The 18,830-nt window shown below is 68.1% G+C and carries 18 protein-coding genes; 8 read left to right on the top strand and 10 right to left on the bottom strand.

Annotated elements, in window-relative coordinates; genetic code table 11:
* Positions 1 to 5: 5 nt before the first annotated feature.
* From ACFTSF_RS28560 to ACFTSF_RS28575, 4 genes are read right to left on the bottom strand one after another with little or no spacing between them, the layout of a single operon-like run.
* Positions 6 to 419 (bottom strand): YybH family protein, encoded by a 414-nt coding sequence (locus ACFTSF_RS28560; RefSeq protein WP_380157114.1) that lies wholly within the window; start codon positions 417 to 419, stop codon positions 6 to 8.
* A gap of 4 nt (positions 420 to 423) precedes the next feature.
* Positions 424 to 1,653: a TIGR00300 family protein gene (locus ACFTSF_RS28565; RefSeq protein ID WP_380157116.1), complete on the bottom strand. Its 1,230-nt coding sequence runs from the start codon at positions 1,651 to 1,653 to the stop codon at positions 424 to 426.
* Between the two features lie 55 nt (positions 1,654 to 1,708).
* Positions 1,709 to 2,365, bottom strand: coding sequence for a hypothetical protein (locus ACFTSF_RS28570; protein WP_380157118.1), 657 nt, complete (start codon positions 2,363 to 2,365; stop codon positions 1,709 to 1,711).
* Positions 2,358 to 3,128 carry an alpha/beta hydrolase gene (locus ACFTSF_RS28575; RefSeq protein WP_380157120.1) on the bottom strand — a complete coding sequence of 257 codons (771 nt, stop codon included), beginning with the start codon at positions 3,126 to 3,128 and terminating at the stop codon, positions 2,358 to 2,360. Before ACFTSF_RS28575 ends, ACFTSF_RS28570 begins: the two co-directional genes overlap by 8 nt.
* A gap of 254 nt (positions 3,129 to 3,382) precedes the next feature.
* On the opposite strand from ACFTSF_RS28575, the gene ACFTSF_RS28580 reads away from it, so the two are divergent.
* The 3 genes from ACFTSF_RS28580 to ACFTSF_RS28590 all read left to right on the top strand — a co-directional run bounded on the left by ACFTSF_RS28580 (position 3,383) and on the right by ACFTSF_RS28590 (position 6,615).
* A complete protein-coding gene (locus tag ACFTSF_RS28580) occupies positions 3,383 to 4,147 on the top strand; it encodes a lysophospholipid acyltransferase family protein (protein WP_344150709.1) in 765 nt (254 codons plus the stop codon).
* Positions 4,148 to 4,216: 69 nt separating this feature from the next.
* Positions 4,217 to 5,590 carry a class II 3-deoxy-7-phosphoheptulonate synthase gene (locus tag ACFTSF_RS28585; RefSeq protein ID WP_344150712.1) on the top strand — a complete coding sequence of 458 codons (1,374 nt, stop codon included), beginning with the start codon at positions 4,217 to 4,219 and terminating at the stop codon, positions 5,588 to 5,590.
* Positions 5,587 to 6,615 (top strand): threonine aldolase family protein, encoded by a 1,029-nt coding sequence (locus ACFTSF_RS28590; RefSeq protein ID WP_380157122.1) that lies wholly within the window; start codon positions 5,587 to 5,589, stop codon positions 6,613 to 6,615. The genes ACFTSF_RS28585 and ACFTSF_RS28590 overlap by 4 nt, the downstream gene beginning before the upstream one ends.
* Here ACFTSF_RS28590 and ACFTSF_RS28595 read toward each other — a convergent pair.
* On the bottom strand, positions 6,612 to 7,142 hold the full coding sequence (locus tag ACFTSF_RS28595) for a hypothetical protein (protein ID WP_380157123.1): 531 nt from the start codon (positions 7,140 to 7,142) through the stop codon (positions 6,612 to 6,614). The two genes, ACFTSF_RS28590 and ACFTSF_RS28595, sit on opposite strands and share 4 nt — an antisense overlap.
* 79 nt (positions 7,143 to 7,221) lie before the next feature.
* On the opposite strand from ACFTSF_RS28595, the gene ACFTSF_RS28600 reads away from it, so the two are divergent.
* Both ACFTSF_RS28600 and ACFTSF_RS28605 read left to right on the top strand, forming a co-directional pair.
* On the top strand, positions 7,222 to 7,785 hold the full coding sequence (locus tag ACFTSF_RS28600; RefSeq protein ID WP_380157125.1) for an NADPH-dependent FMN reductase: 564 nt from the start codon (positions 7,222 to 7,224) through the stop codon (positions 7,783 to 7,785).
* Between the two features lie 40 nt (positions 7,786 to 7,825).
* Positions 7,826 to 8,803: a ribose-phosphate diphosphokinase gene (locus ACFTSF_RS28605; RefSeq protein WP_380157126.1), complete on the top strand. Its 978-nt coding sequence runs from the start codon at positions 7,826 to 7,828 to the stop codon at positions 8,801 to 8,803.
* Here the strand turns inward: ACFTSF_RS28605 and ACFTSF_RS28610 are convergent.
* The 3 genes from ACFTSF_RS28610 to ACFTSF_RS28620 all read right to left on the bottom strand — a co-directional run bounded on the left by ACFTSF_RS28610 (position 8,800) and on the right by ACFTSF_RS28620 (position 14,388).
* On the bottom strand, positions 8,800 to 9,627 hold the full coding sequence (locus ACFTSF_RS28610) for a GNAT family N-acetyltransferase (RefSeq protein ID WP_380157128.1): 828 nt from the start codon (positions 9,625 to 9,627) through the stop codon (positions 8,800 to 8,802). The genes ACFTSF_RS28605 and ACFTSF_RS28610 overlap by 4 nt on opposite strands.
* 2 nt (positions 9,628 to 9,629) lie before the next feature.
* Positions 9,630 to 12,749: an amidohydrolase family protein gene (locus tag ACFTSF_RS28615; RefSeq protein WP_380157130.1), complete on the bottom strand. Its 3,120-nt coding sequence runs from the start codon at positions 12,747 to 12,749 to the stop codon at positions 9,630 to 9,632.
* A gap of 163 nt (positions 12,750 to 12,912) precedes the next feature.
* A complete protein-coding gene (locus tag ACFTSF_RS28620; protein WP_380157132.1) occupies positions 12,913 to 14,388 on the bottom strand; it encodes a DHA2 family efflux MFS transporter permease subunit in 1,476 nt (491 codons plus the stop codon).
* 83 nt (positions 14,389 to 14,471) lie between these two features.
* Between ACFTSF_RS28620 and ACFTSF_RS28625 the strand changes: the two genes are divergently transcribed.
* The 3 genes from ACFTSF_RS28625 to ACFTSF_RS28635 are packed head-to-tail and all read left to right on the top strand — an operon-like array spanning position 14,472 to position 16,751.
* Positions 14,472 to 15,101, top strand: a complete 630-nt coding sequence (locus tag ACFTSF_RS28625) for a TetR/AcrR family transcriptional regulator (RefSeq protein ID WP_380157133.1) — start codon at positions 14,472 to 14,474, stop codon at positions 15,099 to 15,101.
* A 21-nt stretch (positions 15,102 to 15,122) separates the two neighbouring features.
* On the top strand, positions 15,123 to 15,638 hold the full coding sequence (locus ACFTSF_RS28630) for a hypothetical protein (protein WP_380157135.1): 516 nt from the start codon (positions 15,123 to 15,125) through the stop codon (positions 15,636 to 15,638).
* Positions 15,639 to 15,689: 51 nt separating this feature from the next.
* Complete coding sequence (locus tag ACFTSF_RS28635) at positions 15,690 to 16,751, top strand: glycoside hydrolase family 172 protein (RefSeq protein WP_380157137.1); 1,062 nt, start codon at positions 15,690 to 15,692, stop codon at positions 16,749 to 16,751.
* On the opposite strand, the gene ACFTSF_RS28640 is transcribed toward ACFTSF_RS28635, so the two are convergent.
* Together ACFTSF_RS28640 and ACFTSF_RS28645 are read right to left on the bottom strand one after the other, a co-directional pair.
* Positions 16,748 to 17,932 carry a glucoamylase gene (locus ACFTSF_RS28640; protein ID WP_380157139.1) on the bottom strand — a complete coding sequence of 395 codons (1,185 nt, stop codon included), beginning with the start codon at positions 17,930 to 17,932 and terminating at the stop codon, positions 16,748 to 16,750. The genes ACFTSF_RS28635 and ACFTSF_RS28640 overlap by 4 nt on opposite strands.
* 8 nt (positions 17,933 to 17,940) lie before the next feature.
* A complete protein-coding gene (locus ACFTSF_RS28645; RefSeq protein ID WP_344150748.1) occupies positions 17,941 to 18,822 on the bottom strand; it encodes a DMT family transporter in 882 nt (293 codons plus the stop codon).
* Positions 18,823 to 18,830 lie beyond the last annotated feature (8 nt).

Below are 18,830 nucleotides of genomic sequence, written 5' to 3' on the forward strand. Positions count from 1 at the left end.
AGCAGTCAGGGGGTGGACTTGAGGTTGAGCGGGTCCGCGTGCCGGTGGACCAGCTTCCAGTCGCCATCCTCGACCCTGAACACCATCGTGACCCGCAGTTCGTGATGATGCTCACCCGGGCGGTCGACGTACCGGACCGTGCAGCGCTCGATCGCGACCGTGTACGCCGAGTCCGGGCCGACGTGCTGGTCGAGGTACTCGAACTGGACCTTCGCCCCGCTCGGCGCGAACTGGGCGGCCGCCCACTCGTACCGTGGCCCGACCTGCGACCACCCGGTCTCGCGGCCGCCGAATCCACCGAAGATCGAGCTCACCTCGCTGTGCGACACCAGTGGCATCCACGACGAGACATCACCGTTCACGAACGCGGAGTTGGCCTCTTCGAACCGGCGCAGGAACGACGTGAAGTCTGGGGTCACCCGGCTATTTTGCCTCGGCGTACGACGGCGACAGTTCGCGGGCCAGGTGCTCGACGAACAGGCCGACATCCGTGACGATGCCGCGTGCCTGGGTGGAGCCGCGGTCCGCGAGCTTGGTCACCGTGGCAGGGTTGATATCGACGCAGGTCAGCGGGATCGAGGCCGGCAGGATGTTGCCGGTGGCAACGGAGTGCAGCATGGTGGCGGCCATCAGGCAGTAGCCGACGCCGGCCAGCTCGTTGCGCATCGCGCGCTGGCCCTCGAGGACGTCGGTGTAGACGTCGGGCAGCGGGCCGTCGTCGCGGACCGAACCGACCAGGACGAACTTGTTGCCCTTCTTGACCAGCGCGTGCATCACCCCGGAGGTCAGCACGCCTTGCTCGACAGCGGCCGCGATCGAACCGGCTTTGCGGATCGTGTTGATTGCGCGGATGTGGTGCTCGTGGCCGTGCTCGACGCCGCGACCGCGGGCCAGGTCGACACCGAGCGACGTACCGTAGAGGGAGGACTCGATGTCGTGGGTGGCCAGTGCGTTCCCGGCGAACAGGATGTCGACGAAACCGGCCTCGACCAGCGCGACCATGGCCGGTGCGGCGCCGGTGTGCACGATGCCCGGGCCGCCGACCCAGAGCACCTTCTGGCCGTTCGCCTTCGCCTCGCGCATCCCGTCGGCGACCTGCTGGACCAGCACTCGCTGCGGCTTCTCGCTGGACACGTCGGACTCCATGAACCCGAAGTCCCCTTCGGTGCTCGCGACGATCGGCGGGGTCACCTTGACACCCTGCGCGCTGGAGATGATCCGCATCCCGGCCTTGACCTCGGACATCGGGATCGTCCGGACGGTGGAGCCCTCCACCAGTAGCCCGCAGTCCATCTCAGGGTTCTGTACCAGCACCCAGTGGCCGTCCAGCCGGACGCTCGTCGGCAGGTTGGTGGTCGAGTAGAAGCCGTCCGGGAAGACGCCGTCCTGGGTCACCTCGGTGATCTCCGGGGTCCCGGGGTCGACCAGGTTCGCGCCCTTGGTCTGGATCCGCATCAGCAGCCGCTGCAGCGACTCCTCGTCGTCCGCCCCGACCGTCATCCGGACCGTCGACGGGTCGTCCTTGTCGTAGCCGAGGTCGAACTTGTCCAGCGTGTACTCACCGCCGTACCCGCGGATGTCGTCGAGCACCCGGGACAGCAACCCCGAATCCATCAGGTGGCCGGTGATCTCGACCGTCTCGCTGACCTGCACGGGGTACCTCCCTCACCAAGAACGTCAGATTGTCCGACGATCTGCTGATGCTAACTCACACCACGGCTCCGTCGTCCGGGGTGTCGTCCTGGGGAAGCCGATCCTTCATCCGGATGACCAGGGTGAGGAAGCCGCCGATGAAGCCGGCCACCGCGAGCGCGGTGATCCGGCTGTCGCCGAAGTCGAGGATCGCGGCCAGGATCAGCAGGATCGGTCCGCCGAGCAGGCCGAGCCAGGCGAGCCGGCTGATCCAGTCGAGCTTCGGGCCACGGGTCGGCTCCGGTGGGATGTAGTGGTCATGCGGGTCGTCGGCGGGCCGCTTCGGCCGGGCCTCGGGCTCGTCCTCCGGGTCGTCGCCGACGATCAAACCAGCCGGTACGTCGATCAGCGGCTCATACTTCTCGTCGACATCCTCGCTCGCCGGCCAACGCGGTACGGGAGTCTCGCCGCCGTCGTGCCCCGGGGCGGAGGGTGCGTTGAACTGCTCGACCAGCGACTTCCACTCCGCGTCCTCGGTGCTGCGCACGATCACCGGGCGGGCCTGCTCGATCTGGTCGGCGTCGACGAACAGCTCGTCCGGCACGTTGTCGGAACTCTCGCAGTACGCCGCGATGCCCGCCTTGGCCAGCGCGGCCAGAACCGCCTCGGCGACCAGTGGGTCGATGCCGCCGAGTGAGGTGTACTCCGCGGCGGTCAGGCCGTTGTCACGCATCGGCGGGGCCGGTCACGCGGGCAATGAAGGCTGCCGAGTCCGCGAAGATCCGTGGCGCGTCGTTGTCCAGCGTCGCGACGTGATAGCTGTCCTCGAGCAGGGTCTCGGTCACGTCGCGCGACGAAATCGACGTGAGGACCCGGCGGGCAGAGCTGGCTTCGACCACGTGATCGACAGTACTGCGGAAAAGCAGCACCGGCTGGGTTACTTTCGGCAGATCCGCCTGGACGACCTTCCACAGCTGCGACAGCGAGTGCGCCGCCCGCAGCGGCATCCGGGAGTAGGCGCCCTCGTCCACACCGGGCTTCTTGATGTCGTTCGCGATGCCCGGGAACGAGGGGATCACCTTCGACAGCAGTGGCAGCAGCCCGAGCCGCTTGTCCTCGGTGCTCACCGACGGGTTGATCACGACGACCCCGGAAATGTCGGCGCCGTGCTCCTCGGCCAGCCGCAGGACGAGCGCTCCGCCCATCGACAGTCCGATGACGACCACCTGGTCGTGCTCCTGCCGAAGCCGCGTCAGCTCGCTGTCCAGTACGCCGTACCACTCCGGCCAGCTGGTGCGGTTCATCTCCTGCCAGGTGGTGCCGTGACCGGGCAGCCGCGGCACAGCCACGCCGTACCCGAGATTGGCCAGGTGCTCGCCGAACGGGCGCATGGCGCGCGGTGAGCCGGTGAATCCGTGGCTCAGCAGGACGCCGACAGCGGCGTTCTCACCGGTCCCGGAGCTGCGGAACTCCTCCGCATGGACTTGCACTGGCACGGTCGACTCCTCGCCCGGTCGTGGTTCCTCACAGCGTTCGTCAAATGGTCGCATCTGGACTTCATCCAGTCTGCATCCAGGTGACAACACGGTGAGCAACACCAACATTCCTGGCGGTGACATTGCCTGAGGGGGAAGCTGGAACGTAGTCTCCGCACCGGCGGGCACTGGTGCCGGAGGCGGTAGAGACCGACCATGGACGGGTACCGAGTCGGTGATGACGTATGTCGGGCGAGTGACGGAGGTCGAGGCGGATGCTGTACCTGCTCATCAGACAGTTCATCGTTGCACCATTCGTGAAGCTGTTCTTCCGGCCGAAAGTGACCGGCCTGGAGCACATCCCGACCAGCGGCCCGGCGCTCCTGGTCAGCAACCACCTCGCGTTCGCCGACTCGATCTTCCTGCCGGTCGCCGTACCGCGGCAGATCGTCTTCCCGGCCAAATCGGAGTACTTTACCGGTCCCGGCCTCAAGGGCAAGCTGACAGCGACCTTCTTCCGGTCCATCGGCCAGATCCCGATCGACCGCTCCGGCGGCCGCGCCTCACTGGCCGCCCTGAACACCGGCCTGGACATCCTGAAGAAGGGTGAACTCTTCGGCATCTACCCCGAAGGCACCCGCTCACCCGACGGCCGCCTCTACAAGGGCAAGACCGGCGTCGCCCGGATGGCCATCGTCGCCGGCGTCCCGGTGATCCCGGTCGCGATGATCGACACCCACAAACTCCAGCCCCCAGGCTCGGTGCTGCCGAAGGTCTGGCGCCGCGAGCCCGGCAAACTCTTCCCCCGGATGAACCGCCCCGGCGTCGCCATCGGCGAACCCCTGGACTTCTCCCGCTACGAAGGCATGGAGCGCGACCGCTTCGTCCTCCGCTCGGTCACCGACGAGATCATGTACGCCCTGATGGACCTCTCCGGCCAGGAGTACGTCGACATGTACGCCGACAAGGCCAAAGAACTCATCAAGGCCGGCGAGTCCGTAGACGACCACCTCCGCCTCGGCGACACCAAAGCCTCCTGACCCGGCGTCGTACCCCGGTGTGACTGAGACGGCGGTGCGGGGCTGGTGGGGGTCGCTTAGGGTAAGGACATGCAATTCGCGACGTTGAGTGCCGGGGAAGTGCCTGGGGTTCCTAGTTTGGACGAGTTGCGGGGGCTGAAGCCGCTGCAGCAGCCTGAGTGGCCTGATCCGGTGGTGCTGGAGCAGGTGATCGGGGAGCTGCGGACGTTGCCGCCGCTGGTGTTCGCGGGTGAGTGTGACGACCTGACGACCAAGATCGGGGCGGTGGCCCGGGGTGAGGCGTTTCTGCTGCAGGGTGGGGATTGCGCGGAGACGTTCGACGGGGTGACCGCGGAGAACATCCGGGCGAAGTTGCGGGTGTTGCTGCAGATGTCGGTGGTGCTTCAGTACGCGGCGAGTGTGCCGGTGGTGAAGGTCGGGCGGATCGCGGGGCAGTATGCGAAGCCGCGGAGTTCCGGTGCGGAGACTCGGGACGGCGTGACGCTGCCGTCGTACCGGGGGGATGCGGTCAACGGGCTGGAGTTCACGCCGGAGGCGCGGATTCCGGATCCGCGGCGGTTGCGTGGGGTGTACAACGCGGCGGCCGCGACGCTGAACCTGACGCGTGCGTTCACCACCGGTGGGTACGCCGACCTGCACCAGGTGCACGCCTGGAACACGGACTTCGTGCGGTCGTCGCCGGTGGGTCAGCGGTATGAGCAGTTGGCGACCGAGATCGAGCGGGCGCTGGCGTTCATGCGGGCGTGTGGCGCGACGGCGGACGAGTTCAAGACGGTGGATTTCTACGCCTCGCACGAGGCGCTGATTCTTGAGTACGAACACGCGCTGACCCGGATCGACTCGCGCACCGAGCAGCCGTACGACGTCGGTGGGCACCTGCTGTGGGTGGGGGAGCGGACCCGGCAGCTGGACGGCGCGCATGTCGAGTTCCTGGCGTCGTTGAGCAATCCGCTGGGTGTGAAGATCGGGCCGACCACGACGCCGGAGTACATCCGGGCGCTGATCGACAAGCTGAACCCGAAGGGCATCGAGGGCCGGTTGACCTTCATCACCCGGATGGGTGCGGGCAAGATCCGCGACGGGCTGCCCCCGTTGCTGGAGGCGGTGCGTGATCACGGTTCGCCGATCGCGTGGGTGTGCGACCCGATGCACGGGAACACGTTCGAGACGCCGAACGGGTACAAGACGCGCAGCTTCGACGCGGTGATGGACGAGGTCCAGGGCTTCTTCGACGCGCATCAGCAGGTCGGCACGTGGCCGGGCGGTATGCACATCGAGCTGACCGGCGACGACGTCACCGAGTGTGTCGGTGGTGGTGAGGCATTGGTGGCTGAGGATCTCGCGAACCGGTACGAGACCGCCTGCGACCCGCGCCTGAACCGGCACCAGTCGCTCGAGCTCGCGTTCCTGGTCGCCGAGCGGTTGCGAGCCGCACGAGCATGATCGACCTCCGGTCGGACACCGTCACCCGGCCGTCGGCGGGGATGCTGGCGGCGATGACGAGCGCGCCGGTCGGCGACGACGTGTACGGCGAGGATCCGACGGTCAACCGGCTCGAGGAGACCGTCGCGGGACTGCTCGGTCACGAGGCCGCGCTGTTCACGACCACGGGGTCGCTGGCGAACCTTCTCGGCGTACAGGCGTTGATTCCGCGCGGCGGGGAGCTGCTGTGTGAGGAGAGTGCCCATGTGGTGCGCGCCGAGCTCGGCGGGCACGCGGTCGTCAGCGGCGTCACCACGCGCACGTGGAGCGCGCCGGCCGGGCAGATCGACCTCGAGCAGATCCGGGCGCTGATCGCGCCCGACCTCGGCCCGTACTTCGTCACCACGTCAGCCGTCTCGGTCGAGAACACGCACAATTTCGGCGGCGGCGCGATCCAGCACGGGTACGACGCTCTGGCCGACGAGCTCGAATCTCGTGGCATCCCGCTGCACCTGGACGGCGCTCGACTGTGGAACGCGGCCATCGCCACCGGGCGCACGCTAGCCTCGTACGCCGTTCGTGCGAGCGCCGCGAGTGTGTGTCTGTCCAAGGGGCTGGGCGCGCCGGTCGGGTCGGTCCTCGTTGGTTCCACGGAGTTGATTCGCGAAGCCCGTGTCTGGCGCAAGCGCCTCGGCGCCGGGTGGCGGCAGGCCGGCGTACTGGCTGCTGCTGGTCTGTATGCGCTCGAGCACAACATCGATCGCCTGGCCGAGGATCATGCCAACGCGCGCCTGATCGCTGAGGTCCTCGCTGACGCCGCGCCTGGTTCGGTCAAGCCGGATCAGGTCGACACAAACATCGTCGTCGCCGACCTGTCAGTCACCGGCAAGACCGTCGCCGAGGTTGTCGCGGCCGCCCGCACTGAGGGCCTCCTCGTCGGCGGCATCGGCGCCACCCAGCTCCGCGTAGTCACCCACCTGGACGCGTCCAGCGCCGAGTGCCGCACTGCCGCCGAGACCCTCGCCCGCCTCCTCACCGCTGATTAGGTCGATCGGCGGGCGGCGAAGCGTTGGCGGACGGTGATGGTGCCGTCGGCGTCCTCGTCTTCGTTGCGCCACTGGAAGCTGTCCTCGGTGATCTCGGTGAAGATCCAGCGGGTCTTCGCCGCCTTGGGCTCGCGGGCCTCGAGCGTGATGCTGTCCGGGCCGGGATGACCGATGAACGTCATCACCACGCCGTGCTTCGGGCCCATCCAGGTCGACCGGAAGGCACCCAGCTCGGGATCGTGCAGGCGAATGGTGAGACCCCACTCGCCGTCGCCGTCGAGAGCCCGGGTCGCGCGGCTCGGCGTGATCCAGATGTCGGCGACCGCGCGGCCGTCGAGCGCCCAGCCGAAATGCCACTCGCCCTTGGTCTCCCGGGTCACCCCGCCGTCGTCGTCGTACCAGGTCACGTCGAGGTCCCAGCTGCCGATCAGCGGGGCGAACGGCCGGAGCGCCTGCTCGAACTCCGGCCGGGGAGCGTCGGAGACCATCAACCCTGCCAGTACCAAAGCTGCCTTTGCACCTGTCATGACAGGAATCTAGCGCGGCGCGAGGCCACTGAACACCCGGTGGATGCCAGGGCTAGGTAGTTTATGTTTAAATAGTTGAATGACTGACATTCGGATTCTGGGGATCTCGGGAAGCCTGCGGGCCGGCTCGCTGAACACCGCGTTGCTGCGGGCGGCGCAGAAGTACGCGCCGGCCGGGGTGACGATCGACCTGTACGACGGGCTCGCGGAGTTGCCGCATTACAACGGCGACCTGGACACCGAGGAGAACCTACCGGTGCAGGCGCGGGAGCTGCGGGACCTGATCCGGGCGGCGGACGGCGTACTGATCGCGACCCCGGAGTACAACTACTCGATCCCGGGTGCGCTGAAGAACGCGATCGACTGGGCCTCGCGGCCGGCCGCGACGTCGTCGTTGCTGCACAAGCCGGTGGCGATCATGGGCGCGGCACCGACGAACTTCGGCACGGTCCGGGCGCAGCTGGCGTTGCGGCAGGTGTTCGTCTGGACGCACTCCGATGTCGTGGTGAAGCCCGAGGTGATGGTGTTCCGGGCGCACGAGCGGTTCGACGGGGCCGGGAACCTGATCGACGAGGACACCATCACGCTGGTCACCTCGCTCGTCGACGCCCTCGCCGCGAAGATCCGCAGCGCCGCCGAGTAAGCTGCGAGCTGTCGAATCGGCAGCGTGTTCGGGGAGAGCCGTGCGAGAGATCGTCGTGTTCAGCGGAAGTGCCCACACCGACCTAGCGGAGCGGATCTGCGCCGATCTCGGCGTTCAGCTCTCACCGGTCGAGATCCATCGTTTCAGCAACGACTGCTTACAGGCACAACTGCAGGCGAACTGCCGGCAGCGTGATGTCTACATCGTGCAGCCGCTGGTACCGCCGACGCAGGAGCACCTGATGGAGCTGCTGCTGATGATCGATGCGGCCCGTGGTGCGTCGGCGCAGCAGATCACCGCGGTGATGCCGCACTACGCGTACGCGCGGTCGGACAAGAAGGACGCGTCCCGGATCTCGATCGGCGGCCGGCTGGTCGCCGACATGCTGGTCACCGCCGGGGTCGACCGAGTGCTGACGATGGCGCTGCACGCACCCCAGGTGCACGGATTCTTCTCGGTACCGGTCGACCATCTGACCGCGATCGGCGTGCTGGCGGATCACTTCCGCGGCCGGGACCTGAGCGACACGATCGTGGTCAGCCCGGACCTGGGCGCTGCCAAGACGGCCACTCAGTTCGCCCGGCTGCTCGGTCTGCCGGTCGCGGCGGGCAGCAAGCAGCGGCTGGCCGACGACCGGGTCGTGATCGACGCGATCGTCGGTGACGTGACCGGGAAGCGGGCGATCGTGCTCGACGACGAGATCGCCACCGGCGGTTCGATCATCGAGTTGCTGGACCGGCTGAAGGACCGCGGTGTCACCGAGGCCGCGGTCGCCTGCACGCACGGTCTGTTCGCCGGGAAGGCCGTCGAGCGGCTCCGGTCGCACCCGTCGATCACCGAGGTGATCAGCACCGACACGGTCCCGCGGCCGGACGGCTTCCCGGAGCTGCAGGTCAGCTCGGTGGCCGGTCTGTTCGCCGAGGCGATCAAGCGGATCCACGGCGGTGAGTCCGTCAGCAGTCTGTTCGACGGTGTCGACCCGACGCACGCGCCGCCGCAGCCCAAACTGCCGTTCTAGCCGAGCTCCAGCGTCGTACTGGCGAAGATGCCGTCGTGGTCGAGATCCGGTACGGCGCCTGTGTACATCCGCGCGCATTCGAAGGTCGGCACCAGCCCTAGTCGCTCGACCAGCTTCATCGCGGGCAGATTCCGGTCGGGCACGTCCAGCCCGACCGACTGCCCAGCTGCTAGTTCTGAGATCAGTGCGGCGGCGATCTCGTCCGACGCCGCATAGAGCGGTCCGATCCGCGAGCCGCTCCGCGCGGGCCGCAGTACGGCGAACCCTGTCAGCTGCCCGTCGCGAATCGCGGCGAGTGAACGGTAGCCGGGCAGGCTGATCCACTGAGCCAGGAAGGCGTCCCGGGCGGCCGGGAAGAACCGCCGATCGTAGGCAACCAACTGATCGAACGGGACCGACCGCCCGTCGACCAACCCGGTATCCGTTGTGGTGACTGCAGGGATGCCTTCGTGGCGGATGTGGTTCCAGGCGTGGCGGAACCCGGACTTCTGGTAGTTCGCTTGCTGGTCGACCACTCCGTCGAGCGCGACGTTGCGGTCGCCGAAGTGCTTCATCACGTGCTGCCAGATGCGGATCCCGTAGCCCTTGCCGCGCTCGGACGGCCGCACGATGTACAGCCCGAGAAAGCCGAAGTCCGGGCCGTACCGCACGCCCGAGACCGACGCGATCGGCTCACCGTCCAGCCGGCCGACGAAGAAGCCGTTCGGGTCCGCGGCGGCGAAGGCGAGCGCGTCCGACACGCCCGGATTCCATTGCTCCTCGGCCGCCCATTCGGTGAACCGCTGGATGTCGGCCGCGCCGGCCGTCGCGATCTCGAACGCCATACCTACCCTTCGCAACACACTCGATGCAGCCACTCGGGTTCGTGCCACCAGTACTCCGCGTCGTGCGCGTGGGCCTTGGCCTTGCTGAGACCCGCGCTGGTGTTCGCCTTCCCGGCATACGGTGCCAGGAGTTGATCGATCGTGTGCAACTTGCCCGCGATCATGACCCGATCGACCGCAGCCGCTGCCCGAATGTCGGCCAGCGGATCGCCGGTCACGAACGAGAGGTCGGCCTGGGCACCGGGTTTGATCACCCCGAGCTTGTCCTCGAGATTGAGCCAGCGCGCCGGGTTCCGCGTCGCGGTCGTGAGGGCCTCGTACGGCGTGAATCCGCCGGCCACCATCGAGCGCAGATTGGCGTGCAGCGAGATCGCGATGTTGTCCAACGGGGTATCGGTCCCGGAGATCACCAGTCCACCGCCGCGGTGGATCCGCAGCACCATGTCGACGTTCCCGCGCAGGAGCTCACGCGTCGTCACCCCGGCCGGCCCGGAGGCCGTGTCCACCTCACCGCGCAGATACGTGTACTCCCACGCCGGGAACAACGTCGTCGTACGCCGATCCGTCAGCAGCGACGGATCGTCGACATGCGCCATCGTCGAGTTGAACAGCGTCGGTGTGACGGACAGCCCGGCCTTGGTGAACAGCGTGACGACATCGGCGTACGCGCGGCCGAGCCGACTGACCGTGTGCGAGTACCCCAACCGGTTGGTTGCCCCGGTGTGCTCCATCCCGTCCATGCCGAGGTGCTCAGCCGGGTAGAGGTAGTGCGACGACAACTGCAGACCAAGCCGGTGTACGGCGGCGATCGCGCGCCGCTGGTAGTCGATCGGCAACCGGACATAGGTCTTCACCAGGTCGTACGCGAGCCCCTCGACCCGATCGAGCTCGAGACCCAGTTGCCGCACGGACAATGTCGGTCGCATGAAGTTGTAGTAGACCCGCGAACCGTCGATCGCCTCACCGGTTGCGAAGTACCGGGGACCGGTCAGAGAACCGTGAGAGAGCGCTTCCCGCGTTTCCTGCATCTGGTACGCCGGGTCGCCGGGAGAGCGCGTACTCGTGATCCCGTAGGCCAGCCACAGGTTCCCCTGCCGCGCACCCCACGCCCGGCCGCGCAGATGCCAGTGGTTGTGCGCGTCGATCAGCCCGGGCATCACGGTCAGCTTGGAGGCGTCGATGTCCGCCCGCCCTTGATGCGGCCGCACGGCGGCGATCCGCGAACCGTCGAGGACGATGTCCACGTCCCGCCGGAGAGCGGTCTCTCGGCCGTCCCAGAGCGCACCGGCGTGGATCGTGACGTGCTGCTTGATCGTTGCCCGCCGCCACTTCAGGTCGAGGGCGACCGTGCGCGGGCGCGATCCGTGCAGGTCGACCCGACGGAGACGACCGTTGTTGAGGTACAGCAACGTGTCGCTGTCCTGCCAGACGGGTGAGTCGGTGACCTCCGCGGTGATCGCCCGCGGTTCCCCGGTGAAGCGGCCGCGTTGGTCGACAGGGACGACGTACAGGAGGCTCTCGACGACGAATGCGAGGTGGCGGCCGTCGGGCGAGAAGACCGGGCCGTCGTCGCCGCGGGTGGCGAGTGAGCGGAACGGCATCGGTTCGACGTACTCGAGGGCGGCGGTGGCTACGTCGACGTACAGGAGCTGGCTGGTGCCTTCGCGGAAGCGTTTGGAGAACGGCTTTACCGCGGCGAGCACCAGCGTCTTGCCGTCGCGCGACCAGCTGACGCGGCCGGGTTGGAAGAGCGGTGGGGTCACTTGCCGGACGGCGTTGGTGCCGAGGTCGAGGACCCACGCGATCCCGTCCTGGTCCTGGTACGCGACCTGCTTCCCGTCGGGCGAGAAGCGCGGTGCGGTCTGCGCGCCCGGCAACGTGGAGAGCTTGCGATTCGTGCCCGCGGCGAGGTCGTGCAGCCAAAGGTCGGCGGTACCGTCACGATCGCTTGCGTACAGCAACGACTTCCCGTCCGGAGAGAAGTCGGGGTCGCTGTTGAAGTAGCCATCGGCAACAATCTTGCGCGGTTGCCCACGGCCACTCGTTGCCGCGAGCCACAAAGCGTTCAACGCCCGGAAGGCGATCCAGCGACCGTCCGGTGAGGCGGTCGGACCGGCGATCCCGAGGACCGGCCGGGCGCCGGTCGACTCCACATCCGGCGACTTCGGTCGCGGCCGGCGCGCGGTGATCGGCACGGTGGCAGCAAACGGTACGACGGTATGCGCGCCGCCGAGGCGATGCCGGACCACGTGGCCGTCCGCCGTGTACACGAGCTCGTCGGCCGACACCCACGACGGCGGTACCGCGAACACGTCCTTGCCGCTGGTCACCTTCTGATCGCCGACCACCAGGTCGCACACGGGCCCGGCGAGCCGGACGTACGCGAGCTGGCCGGTGGGGGAGTAGGCGGGACCGTAGACGCTGCTGCCGGTCTGCGCCGCGACGACGGTACGACGGATGCCCGTGGCGAGGTCGACTTCCGCGATCGAGGATGCGTCGACGGTGAACGCGATCTTCGTGCCGTCGGGGGAGACGATCGGCTCAGCCTCTTCGGCCGGCTCGTCGGTGAGGGTCGTGATTGCGCCGCTCGCCAGGTCTAGCCGGTGGATGCCGTAGCTGCCGGTGCTGCCGCGGTCGGAGGAGAAGACGACCGATCCGCCGTCCGGAGTGAAGTACGGTTCGCGGTGATCGTTGCGGCCGGTCGTTAGCTGACGGAGGTTGTTGCCGTCGGCATCGATCAGCCAGAGGTGGAAGTTGCCGTCGCGGTAGGACTGGAAGACGATCCGCCGGCTGTCCGGTGACCAGCGGGGCCGGGTCGCGTCCTGCAGGTCGTCGGTCAGTCGCCGGGAGACGCCACCGGCGGCCGGGGTCACCCAGATCGCGGTGACCAGGTCGAACGCCAGCCACCGACCGTCCGGCGAGACCGCGGTCATCAGGTTCGTGCCCTCGCTCAGCACGGCCTGATGTGGTGACTCACGAGCCGCCTGGTTGAGCGTCGTACCGGCGGTCGCAGTGGGCGCGGCCTGCACAGCGCCGGCAGCGGCGACGCCGCCGCTGAGTTGGAGTGCCCGGCGCCGCGAGATGCTCCAGGTGCCGGGGTCGATGGAATCCTCGTGAACCACGGTCGTTCCAATCCCTCGGGGGCGGTCCGGCCGTCACCGGCCGAACGGGACTCTCCCGACACTGCCAGCCGCAAAGGTCACCAACGACCCTGATCGGCGCGTCGCGCCCCAACGCAGAGCCGCCGCTCCGGAATCCGGAACGGCGGCCTCGTACTGCGTTCGATCAGTGCTCGATACCGGCCCGCGAGGTCTTCGGCAGCAGGAACGCTGCCGCGAAGGCCAGCGCCAGGCCGCCGATCGTGGCCAGCAGCGCGGTCTGGGTGCCGTCGAGGGCGGCGATCGCCCGGGTCGCCGCGTCGGCCGCCGATACCTTGCCCATGAAGATCGTCCCGATCACCGCGATCCCCAGTGCGATCCCGACCTGCTCGAACGAGCCGAGCATGCCGGTCGCGGAACCGACCTCGTCGTCGCGGACCCCGCTCAGGATGATGTCGAACATCGGCACGAAGACCATGCCCATCCCGATCCCGCCGATCAGCGTCGGTACGGCGATGTCCCAGCTGCCGACGCTCAGATCGGTCAGCGCGAGGACGGCGTACGTCCCGGCCAGGCCGGCCGCCATCAGGGCGAGGCCGATGTGCAGCAGCTTGCGGCCGAACTTCTGCATCGTCATCCCGGAGATCGCCGAGCCGATGAACGCACCGAGGGCCCAGGGAGCCATCGCCAGGCTGGCGTGGATCGGGGTGTAGCCGAGGCCGACCTGGAGGAACATGCCGAGCACGAACGTGCCGGCCAGCGCGCCGAAGAAGACGACCGCGAAGAAGACACCGGACAGGTACGGGCGGCTCTTCAGCAGCCGGGGCTCGATCAGTGCGGTGGCGCCGTTGCGGCTGCGGCGGGACTGGTGGATGCCGAAGCCGGCCAGGATCGGCAGCGACGCGGCCAGCAGCAGCTTCGACCACAGCGGCCAGCCGAGCTCATGACCCTGAACCAGCGGGTAGACCAGGGCGACCAGTCCGGCGCTCGCGATCAGCAGACCGGGGATGTCCAGGGAGACCTTGCGCGTGGTGGGCTTGGTGTCCGGCAGGTGCTTGGCGGAGACGATGAAGCTGAACAGGCCGATCGGGATGTTGATCAGGAAGATCGCGCGCCAGCCGGTACCGAACAGGTTCAGGTCGAGCACGGTGCCGCCGATGATCGGGCCGAGTACGGCGGCCAGCCCCATGATCGGGCCGAAGAAGCCGAACGCCTTGGTCCGCTCATCGGGCTCGAACAGGTCCCGGACCAGTCCGAAGCCTTGCGGGAGCATCACCGCGGCAAACGCTCCCTGGGCGACCCGGGAGGCGATCAGCATCTCCGGCGACACCGCGAGGCCGCACAGGAACGACGTCACGGTGAAACCGGCGACACCGATCAGCAGCGCCCGCTTGCGGCCGACCAGGTCGCCGAGCCGGCCGCCGACCAGGAGCAGGACGGCCAGCGCCATCGTGTAGCCGGCGGCCATCCACTGCAGGCTGGCGTAGGAGCCGCCGAGATCGCCCCGGATGGCCGGTGCCGCGACGTTCATCACGGTGGAGTCGAGCAGATCCATGACGGACGCGGTCATCACGGCGGTGAAGGCGAGCCAGCGCTTGCGGAGCCGCCGGGGTACGGCGGCGGTGGCGGTCTCGGTCTGGGGGAGTACTGCGACTGCGGTCATCTCGGCTCCTCAAACGGAACGAACTGTTCTGTTCCAAACTCTAGCGGAACGGAGCATTCCGTTCAAGTGCTAATCTGGGTGACATGACGAAAGCTCTGAGTGGCCGCCAGGCGCAGGCGGCCCGGAACGACGAAGTGATCCTGGCGGCGGCCCGGGCGGTCTTCATCGCCGATCCCGGTGCGCCGATCGCCGCGGTCGCCGAGCAGGCCGGCGTCGGGATCAGTGCGCTGTACCGCCGGTATACGAGCAAGGAGGAGTTGCTGCGGAAGCTGTGCGGCGACGGCCTGAACCGCTACATCGCCGAGTCCGAGAAGGCGCTCGCCGACGACCGCGAGCCGTGGGTTGCCTTCACGGCGTACCTGCGGGCGCTCGTCGACGCCGACACGAACTCGCTAACCCAGCGGCTCGCGGGCACCTTCACTCCGACACCCGAGCTGTTCGAGGCCGCCGTACGGGCTGGTGAGCTGGATCGGGCCATCTACGCGCGGACGAAGGAGCACCTCCGGCCGGGGATCGTGGTCGAGGACTTCGCGGTGATCCTCGAGCAGATCACCTCGATCAAGCTCGGTGACGACGCGCGGACCCATCAGCTCCGGCATCGCTATCTGACGCTCATGCTGGAGGCGATGCACCGCTCCGGTGAACAACCGGGCGGCGAGCTCCCAGGCCCGCCGCCCACTGTCGACGAGCTGACCGACCGCTGGCGGACCTGAGCTCCTGGATATCGTCTGCGCATGTCTTCGCGTGTGCAGGCCCTCGGTGTGGCTGCTTTCTGTGTTCTGGTGGCAGTGGTCGCCGCAGTGCTGGTCGACAGCCGGCTCGACCGGCACTGGATCCTGCGGGGCCTGACGCTGGGGCTCGCGCTGTGCTGCGCGGCGCTGCTGCTCGGCGACCAGAAGCGGCGGCTGCGGCGCATCATCGTCGCGGTGGGGCTGGCGATGTTCGGGGTGGTGTTCCCGGTGACGACCACTACCTGGGCGAGTCCGCCGGAGATCGACTTCGCACTGCAGGTTGCGACGGATGCCAAGGTGGCGGCGGAGAAGGCGGCGAGCTCGGTGGTCTCTGTCGACGATGTGAAGGCGGCCGCTGCGGCTCGTGGTGGCGCGGTCGGGTCTCCGTTGACCGATAAGACGCCGGAGGTGCGTGGCGCGGACGCCTATCCGCTCATCCTGCGCGCGGATCCGGCCCAGGGCCGGCCGTGGGCCTGCCTGAGCTTCGTGGGGCTGTCAGCCAAGGTTCGCCCCTGCTGATTCGGTCCAGGGGGCTGGGCAATCGATTTCTCATCGCCTAGGGTCGCCCGTATGACTCTTTCCGGAATCAGCGCGCTCGTGGATGTCGAGACGCGTTCCATCAGTGCGGAGAACCCGACCGGTGAGCCGGGGCAGGGCGGCCGGCGGACCGAGGGGACCGGTGCCCACGCGGCCCGCGACCTCGGTCAGGGCTGGAAGGTGTCTCCGTCGATCGAGATCGGGCCGGGGGAGACCGCCACCCTGGCTGACATCACTGGCTCTGGTGCGATCACCCACATCTGGCTGACCACTCATGTGGACCACTGGCGGCGGCTGGTACTGCGGGGACACTGGGACGGCGATGAGGCCCCAGCGATCGAGACTCCGGTCGGTGACTTCTTCTGCTCTGGTTGGGGCAAGTTCGCTCAGGTGAACTCGCTGCCGGTCGCCGTGAACCCGAACGGCGGCTTCAACTGCTACTGGGAGATGCCGTTCCAGTCCCAGGCGACTCTGACGCTGGAGAACACCCACGACGAGACGGTGGTCGTCTACTTCCAGGTGGACTACTGGCTGGGCGCCGTACCGGACAAGTCGGCGTACCTGCATGCGCAGTGGCGGCGGAGCAACCCGCTGGCGGCTGCGACCGTGCACACGCTGCTCGACGGTGTGGAGGGGCCGGGGCACTACGTGGGCACGTACCTCGCGTGGGGTGTCAACAGCAGCGGCTGGTGGGGTGAGGGCGAGGTGAAGTTCTATGTGGATGACGACGAGGAGTTTCCGACCATCTGCGGTACCGGGACGGAGGACTACTTCGGTGGCGCGTGGAACTTCGACGTACCGCATCTGGGTGGGTACACCGAGTTCAGTACGCCGTACCTCGGGATGCCGCAGGTGATTCGGCCGGACGGGCAGTACGCGAGCCAGCAGCGGTTCGGCATGTACCGCTTCCACCTGCCGGATCCGATCCGCTTCCGCTCGAAACTGCGCGTCGACGTACAGGCGCTGGGCTGGCGGTCGGGTGGGCGCTATCTGCCGTTGCAGGACGACATTGCGTCGACTGCGTTCTTCTACTCGGCCAAGACCAGTACGCGGCGGCCGGACGCACCGGTGCACGACGTGATGGAGATTTGCTAGGGGATCGGCAGCGGGCTGTCGAGGGCCTGGTCGGCGAGGACGACCAGGGCGGCAGTCCAGCCCAGGGGAGCCTCGCCGGCGGGCTGGTGGTCGCGGTTGACCTTCTCCGGCAGGCTTCCGCTCGGTGTGCGGTAGTGATCGAGCCAGCTCAGGATCTCCGCAGCTGTGGTGCGGTCGCCACGAGCTGCCGCGCTCAGAGCGAACATGGCTGTCTGCGGCGTCCACGAGACACCGTCCGCCCGCCACTCCTCGCCGGGGTCCTGGCCGCCATTCGGTTGAGTCAGGGCAGCGCGAGCCTTGACGATCGCCTGGGTGACCACCTCGCGCTCCGGAGCGAACGGTGGGCCGAGGACGGTGACGATCGCGTCGGCGCCACCACCTAGCCGGGCTGGCGGCAGTCCGGGTTCCACAAAGCTTTCCGCGTACGGCGGGGTGCGCGGATAGTCCGGTGCGAATCGGCGCTCGGTTGCCGTGGACAACGTGTTGAGCGCGGCCTGCCAGCGGTCCGCCTCAGCGGTGTGGCCGAGGTCGCTGGCGATCCGGATCGCAGCACGCAGTCCGGTCAGCAGCGGTGCGACTGTGCCCAGAGTGACCTCTGACTCGGGCCGCTCCCAGTAGTCGGGTGACGGACCGGGGAGGCCGTTCGACCTGAGCTCACGGGTGATCTGGTCGGCGGACTCCCGGACCATCTCCCAGTGCCGGTCACCGCTACGGCAGAACCACGTGGCCCACGGCACCCAGCCGGAGCCGTCGAGCTGTGCCTCGCGGCCATCTGCGACCGGTTGGCCGGTCTCGAGGTACCGGGCCTCCCAGCGTCCCGAGACGGGTTTGATCCGGTCCAGGAAGTCCAGCACCCGCGCGGCTTCGGCGTCCTGGCCGACTGCACAGCGGGCCGCTGCGACGAAGGACGCGTCCCGTGGCCAGACGTAACGCCAGGGGCCGTCCCAGCCGGCCAGCGTGGCACCACTGGGCAGGGTGAGGGCATCCAGGTCGGAGAGGGCTTGTGCGCGGAGGTCGCGGCGTTCCTCGCCTTTGGAGCGGTGTGGCACGCCGTCGGCGACCAGACCGGGCTGTGGGTAGAGGTCGAGGTTCAGTGCGCCACCACCGCCGATGACAGCCAGCACAACGGCGATCGCCGCGGTGGGGAACCACCGGACCCGCCGCGCGCTGTTGTCCCGCATCGAACCCCCTATTGGGCGAGGTGCTGCACTTCGGCTTCGAACTTCCGCCGTGGCGCCAGCTCGACCAGGAACATCGCTGCCAGCACCAGTGCGCCGCCGGTCAGCATCCGCCAGGTGACACTCTCGGTGCCGAACAGCACTGCGAACGACGAGGCGAACACCGGCTCCATGGTCATCGCGATCGCAGCCCGGGTGGGCGTCAGATGGGCCTGTGCCCAGGTCTGCACGATCAGTGCGAGCGCACCGGCGATCAGGGCCATGTAGATCACGCTGATCCAGTCCCGGGTGTTGCTGGGGACCGAGAACCCACCAGGGATGGCGCCGACCGCGCAGACGCAGGTGATCACGACCATCTGGAGCGCAGACAGCCCGAAGGCGTTCTGTGGTGTGGACCAAGCGCCCAGACCGATGATGTGCAAGGCATACAGGCCGGCGGACGCCAGAGTGAGCAGCTCACCGGTTCCCAGACTGAACCCGCGCAGCGCGAGCACACCGAGGCCGACTGTGGCCAGAACCACAGCTATCCAGGCCCAGCGGCCGATCTTGTGCCGCAGGATGACCGCAGCCAGTAGTGGCGTGAAGACGACGTACATGCCGGTGACGAAACCGGAAACGCTCGCGTCGGTGTGCCGCAGGCCTTCGGTCTGCACCAGCTGGGCGATGCCGTAGGTGATGCCCAGGGCAACGGCCCGGCCGCGGTCCATGCGGTCCAGCCGGGCGATGGCCGTCGGGTAGATCAGCAGCAGCGCGACCGACGCGATCAGGAATCGCAACGCCAGGTAGTCGGCGACGTCCATCCTGGTGAGCAGGTCCTTGGTGAGGAAGAACGTCGATCCCCACGCCGCCGCCACGGCGAGCAGCGCCACTACGGCAAGGCGCGAGCGATTCACGCGGACAG

The sequence above is a fragment of the Kribbella sp. NPDC056951 genome (assembly GCF_042674205.1).
Classification (GTDB): Bacteria; Actinomycetota; Actinomycetes; order Propionibacteriales; family Kribbellaceae; genus Kribbella; species Kribbella yunnanensis.

Coding starts and splice junctions, on each gene's coding strand:
- ACFTSF_RS28610 (WP_380157128.1), bottom strand. CDS start 9,627: ATGGCGTTCGAGATCGCGACGGCCGGCGCGGCCGACATCCAGCGGTTC.
- ACFTSF_RS28620 (WP_380157132.1), bottom strand. CDS start 14,388: ATGACCGCAGTCGCAGTACTCCCCCAGACCGAGACCGCCACCGCCGCC.
- ACFTSF_RS28630 (WP_380157135.1), top strand. CDS start 15,123: ATGTCTTCGCGTGTGCAGGCCCTCGGTGTGGCTGCTTTCTGTGTTCTG.
- ACFTSF_RS28625 (WP_380157133.1), top strand. CDS start 14,472: ATGACGAAAGCTCTGAGTGGCCGCCAGGCGCAGGCGGCCCGGAACGAC.
- ACFTSF_RS28635 (WP_380157137.1), top strand. CDS start 15,690: ATGACTCTTTCCGGAATCAGCGCGCTCGTGGATGTCGAGACGCGTTCC.
- ACFTSF_RS28595 (WP_380157123.1), bottom strand. CDS start 7,142: ATGACAGGTGCAAAGGCAGCTTTGGTACTGGCAGGGTTGATGGTCTCC.
- ACFTSF_RS28590 (WP_380157122.1), top strand. CDS start 5,587: ATGATCGACCTCCGGTCGGACACCGTCACCCGGCCGTCGGCGGGGATG.
- ACFTSF_RS28585 (WP_344150712.1), top strand. CDS start 4,217: ATGCAATTCGCGACGTTGAGTGCCGGGGAAGTGCCTGGGGTTCCTAGT.
- ACFTSF_RS28640 (WP_380157139.1), bottom strand. CDS start 17,932: ATGCGGGACAACAGCGCGCGGCGGGTCCGGTGGTTCCCCACCGCGGCG.
- ACFTSF_RS28570 (WP_380157118.1), bottom strand. CDS start 2,365: ATGCGTGACAACGGCCTGACCGCCGCGGAGTACACCTCACTCGGCGGC.
- ACFTSF_RS28580 (WP_344150709.1), top strand. CDS start 3,383: ATGCTGTACCTGCTCATCAGACAGTTCATCGTTGCACCATTCGTGAAG.
- ACFTSF_RS28600 (WP_380157125.1), top strand. CDS start 7,222: ATGACTGACATTCGGATTCTGGGGATCTCGGGAAGCCTGCGGGCCGGC.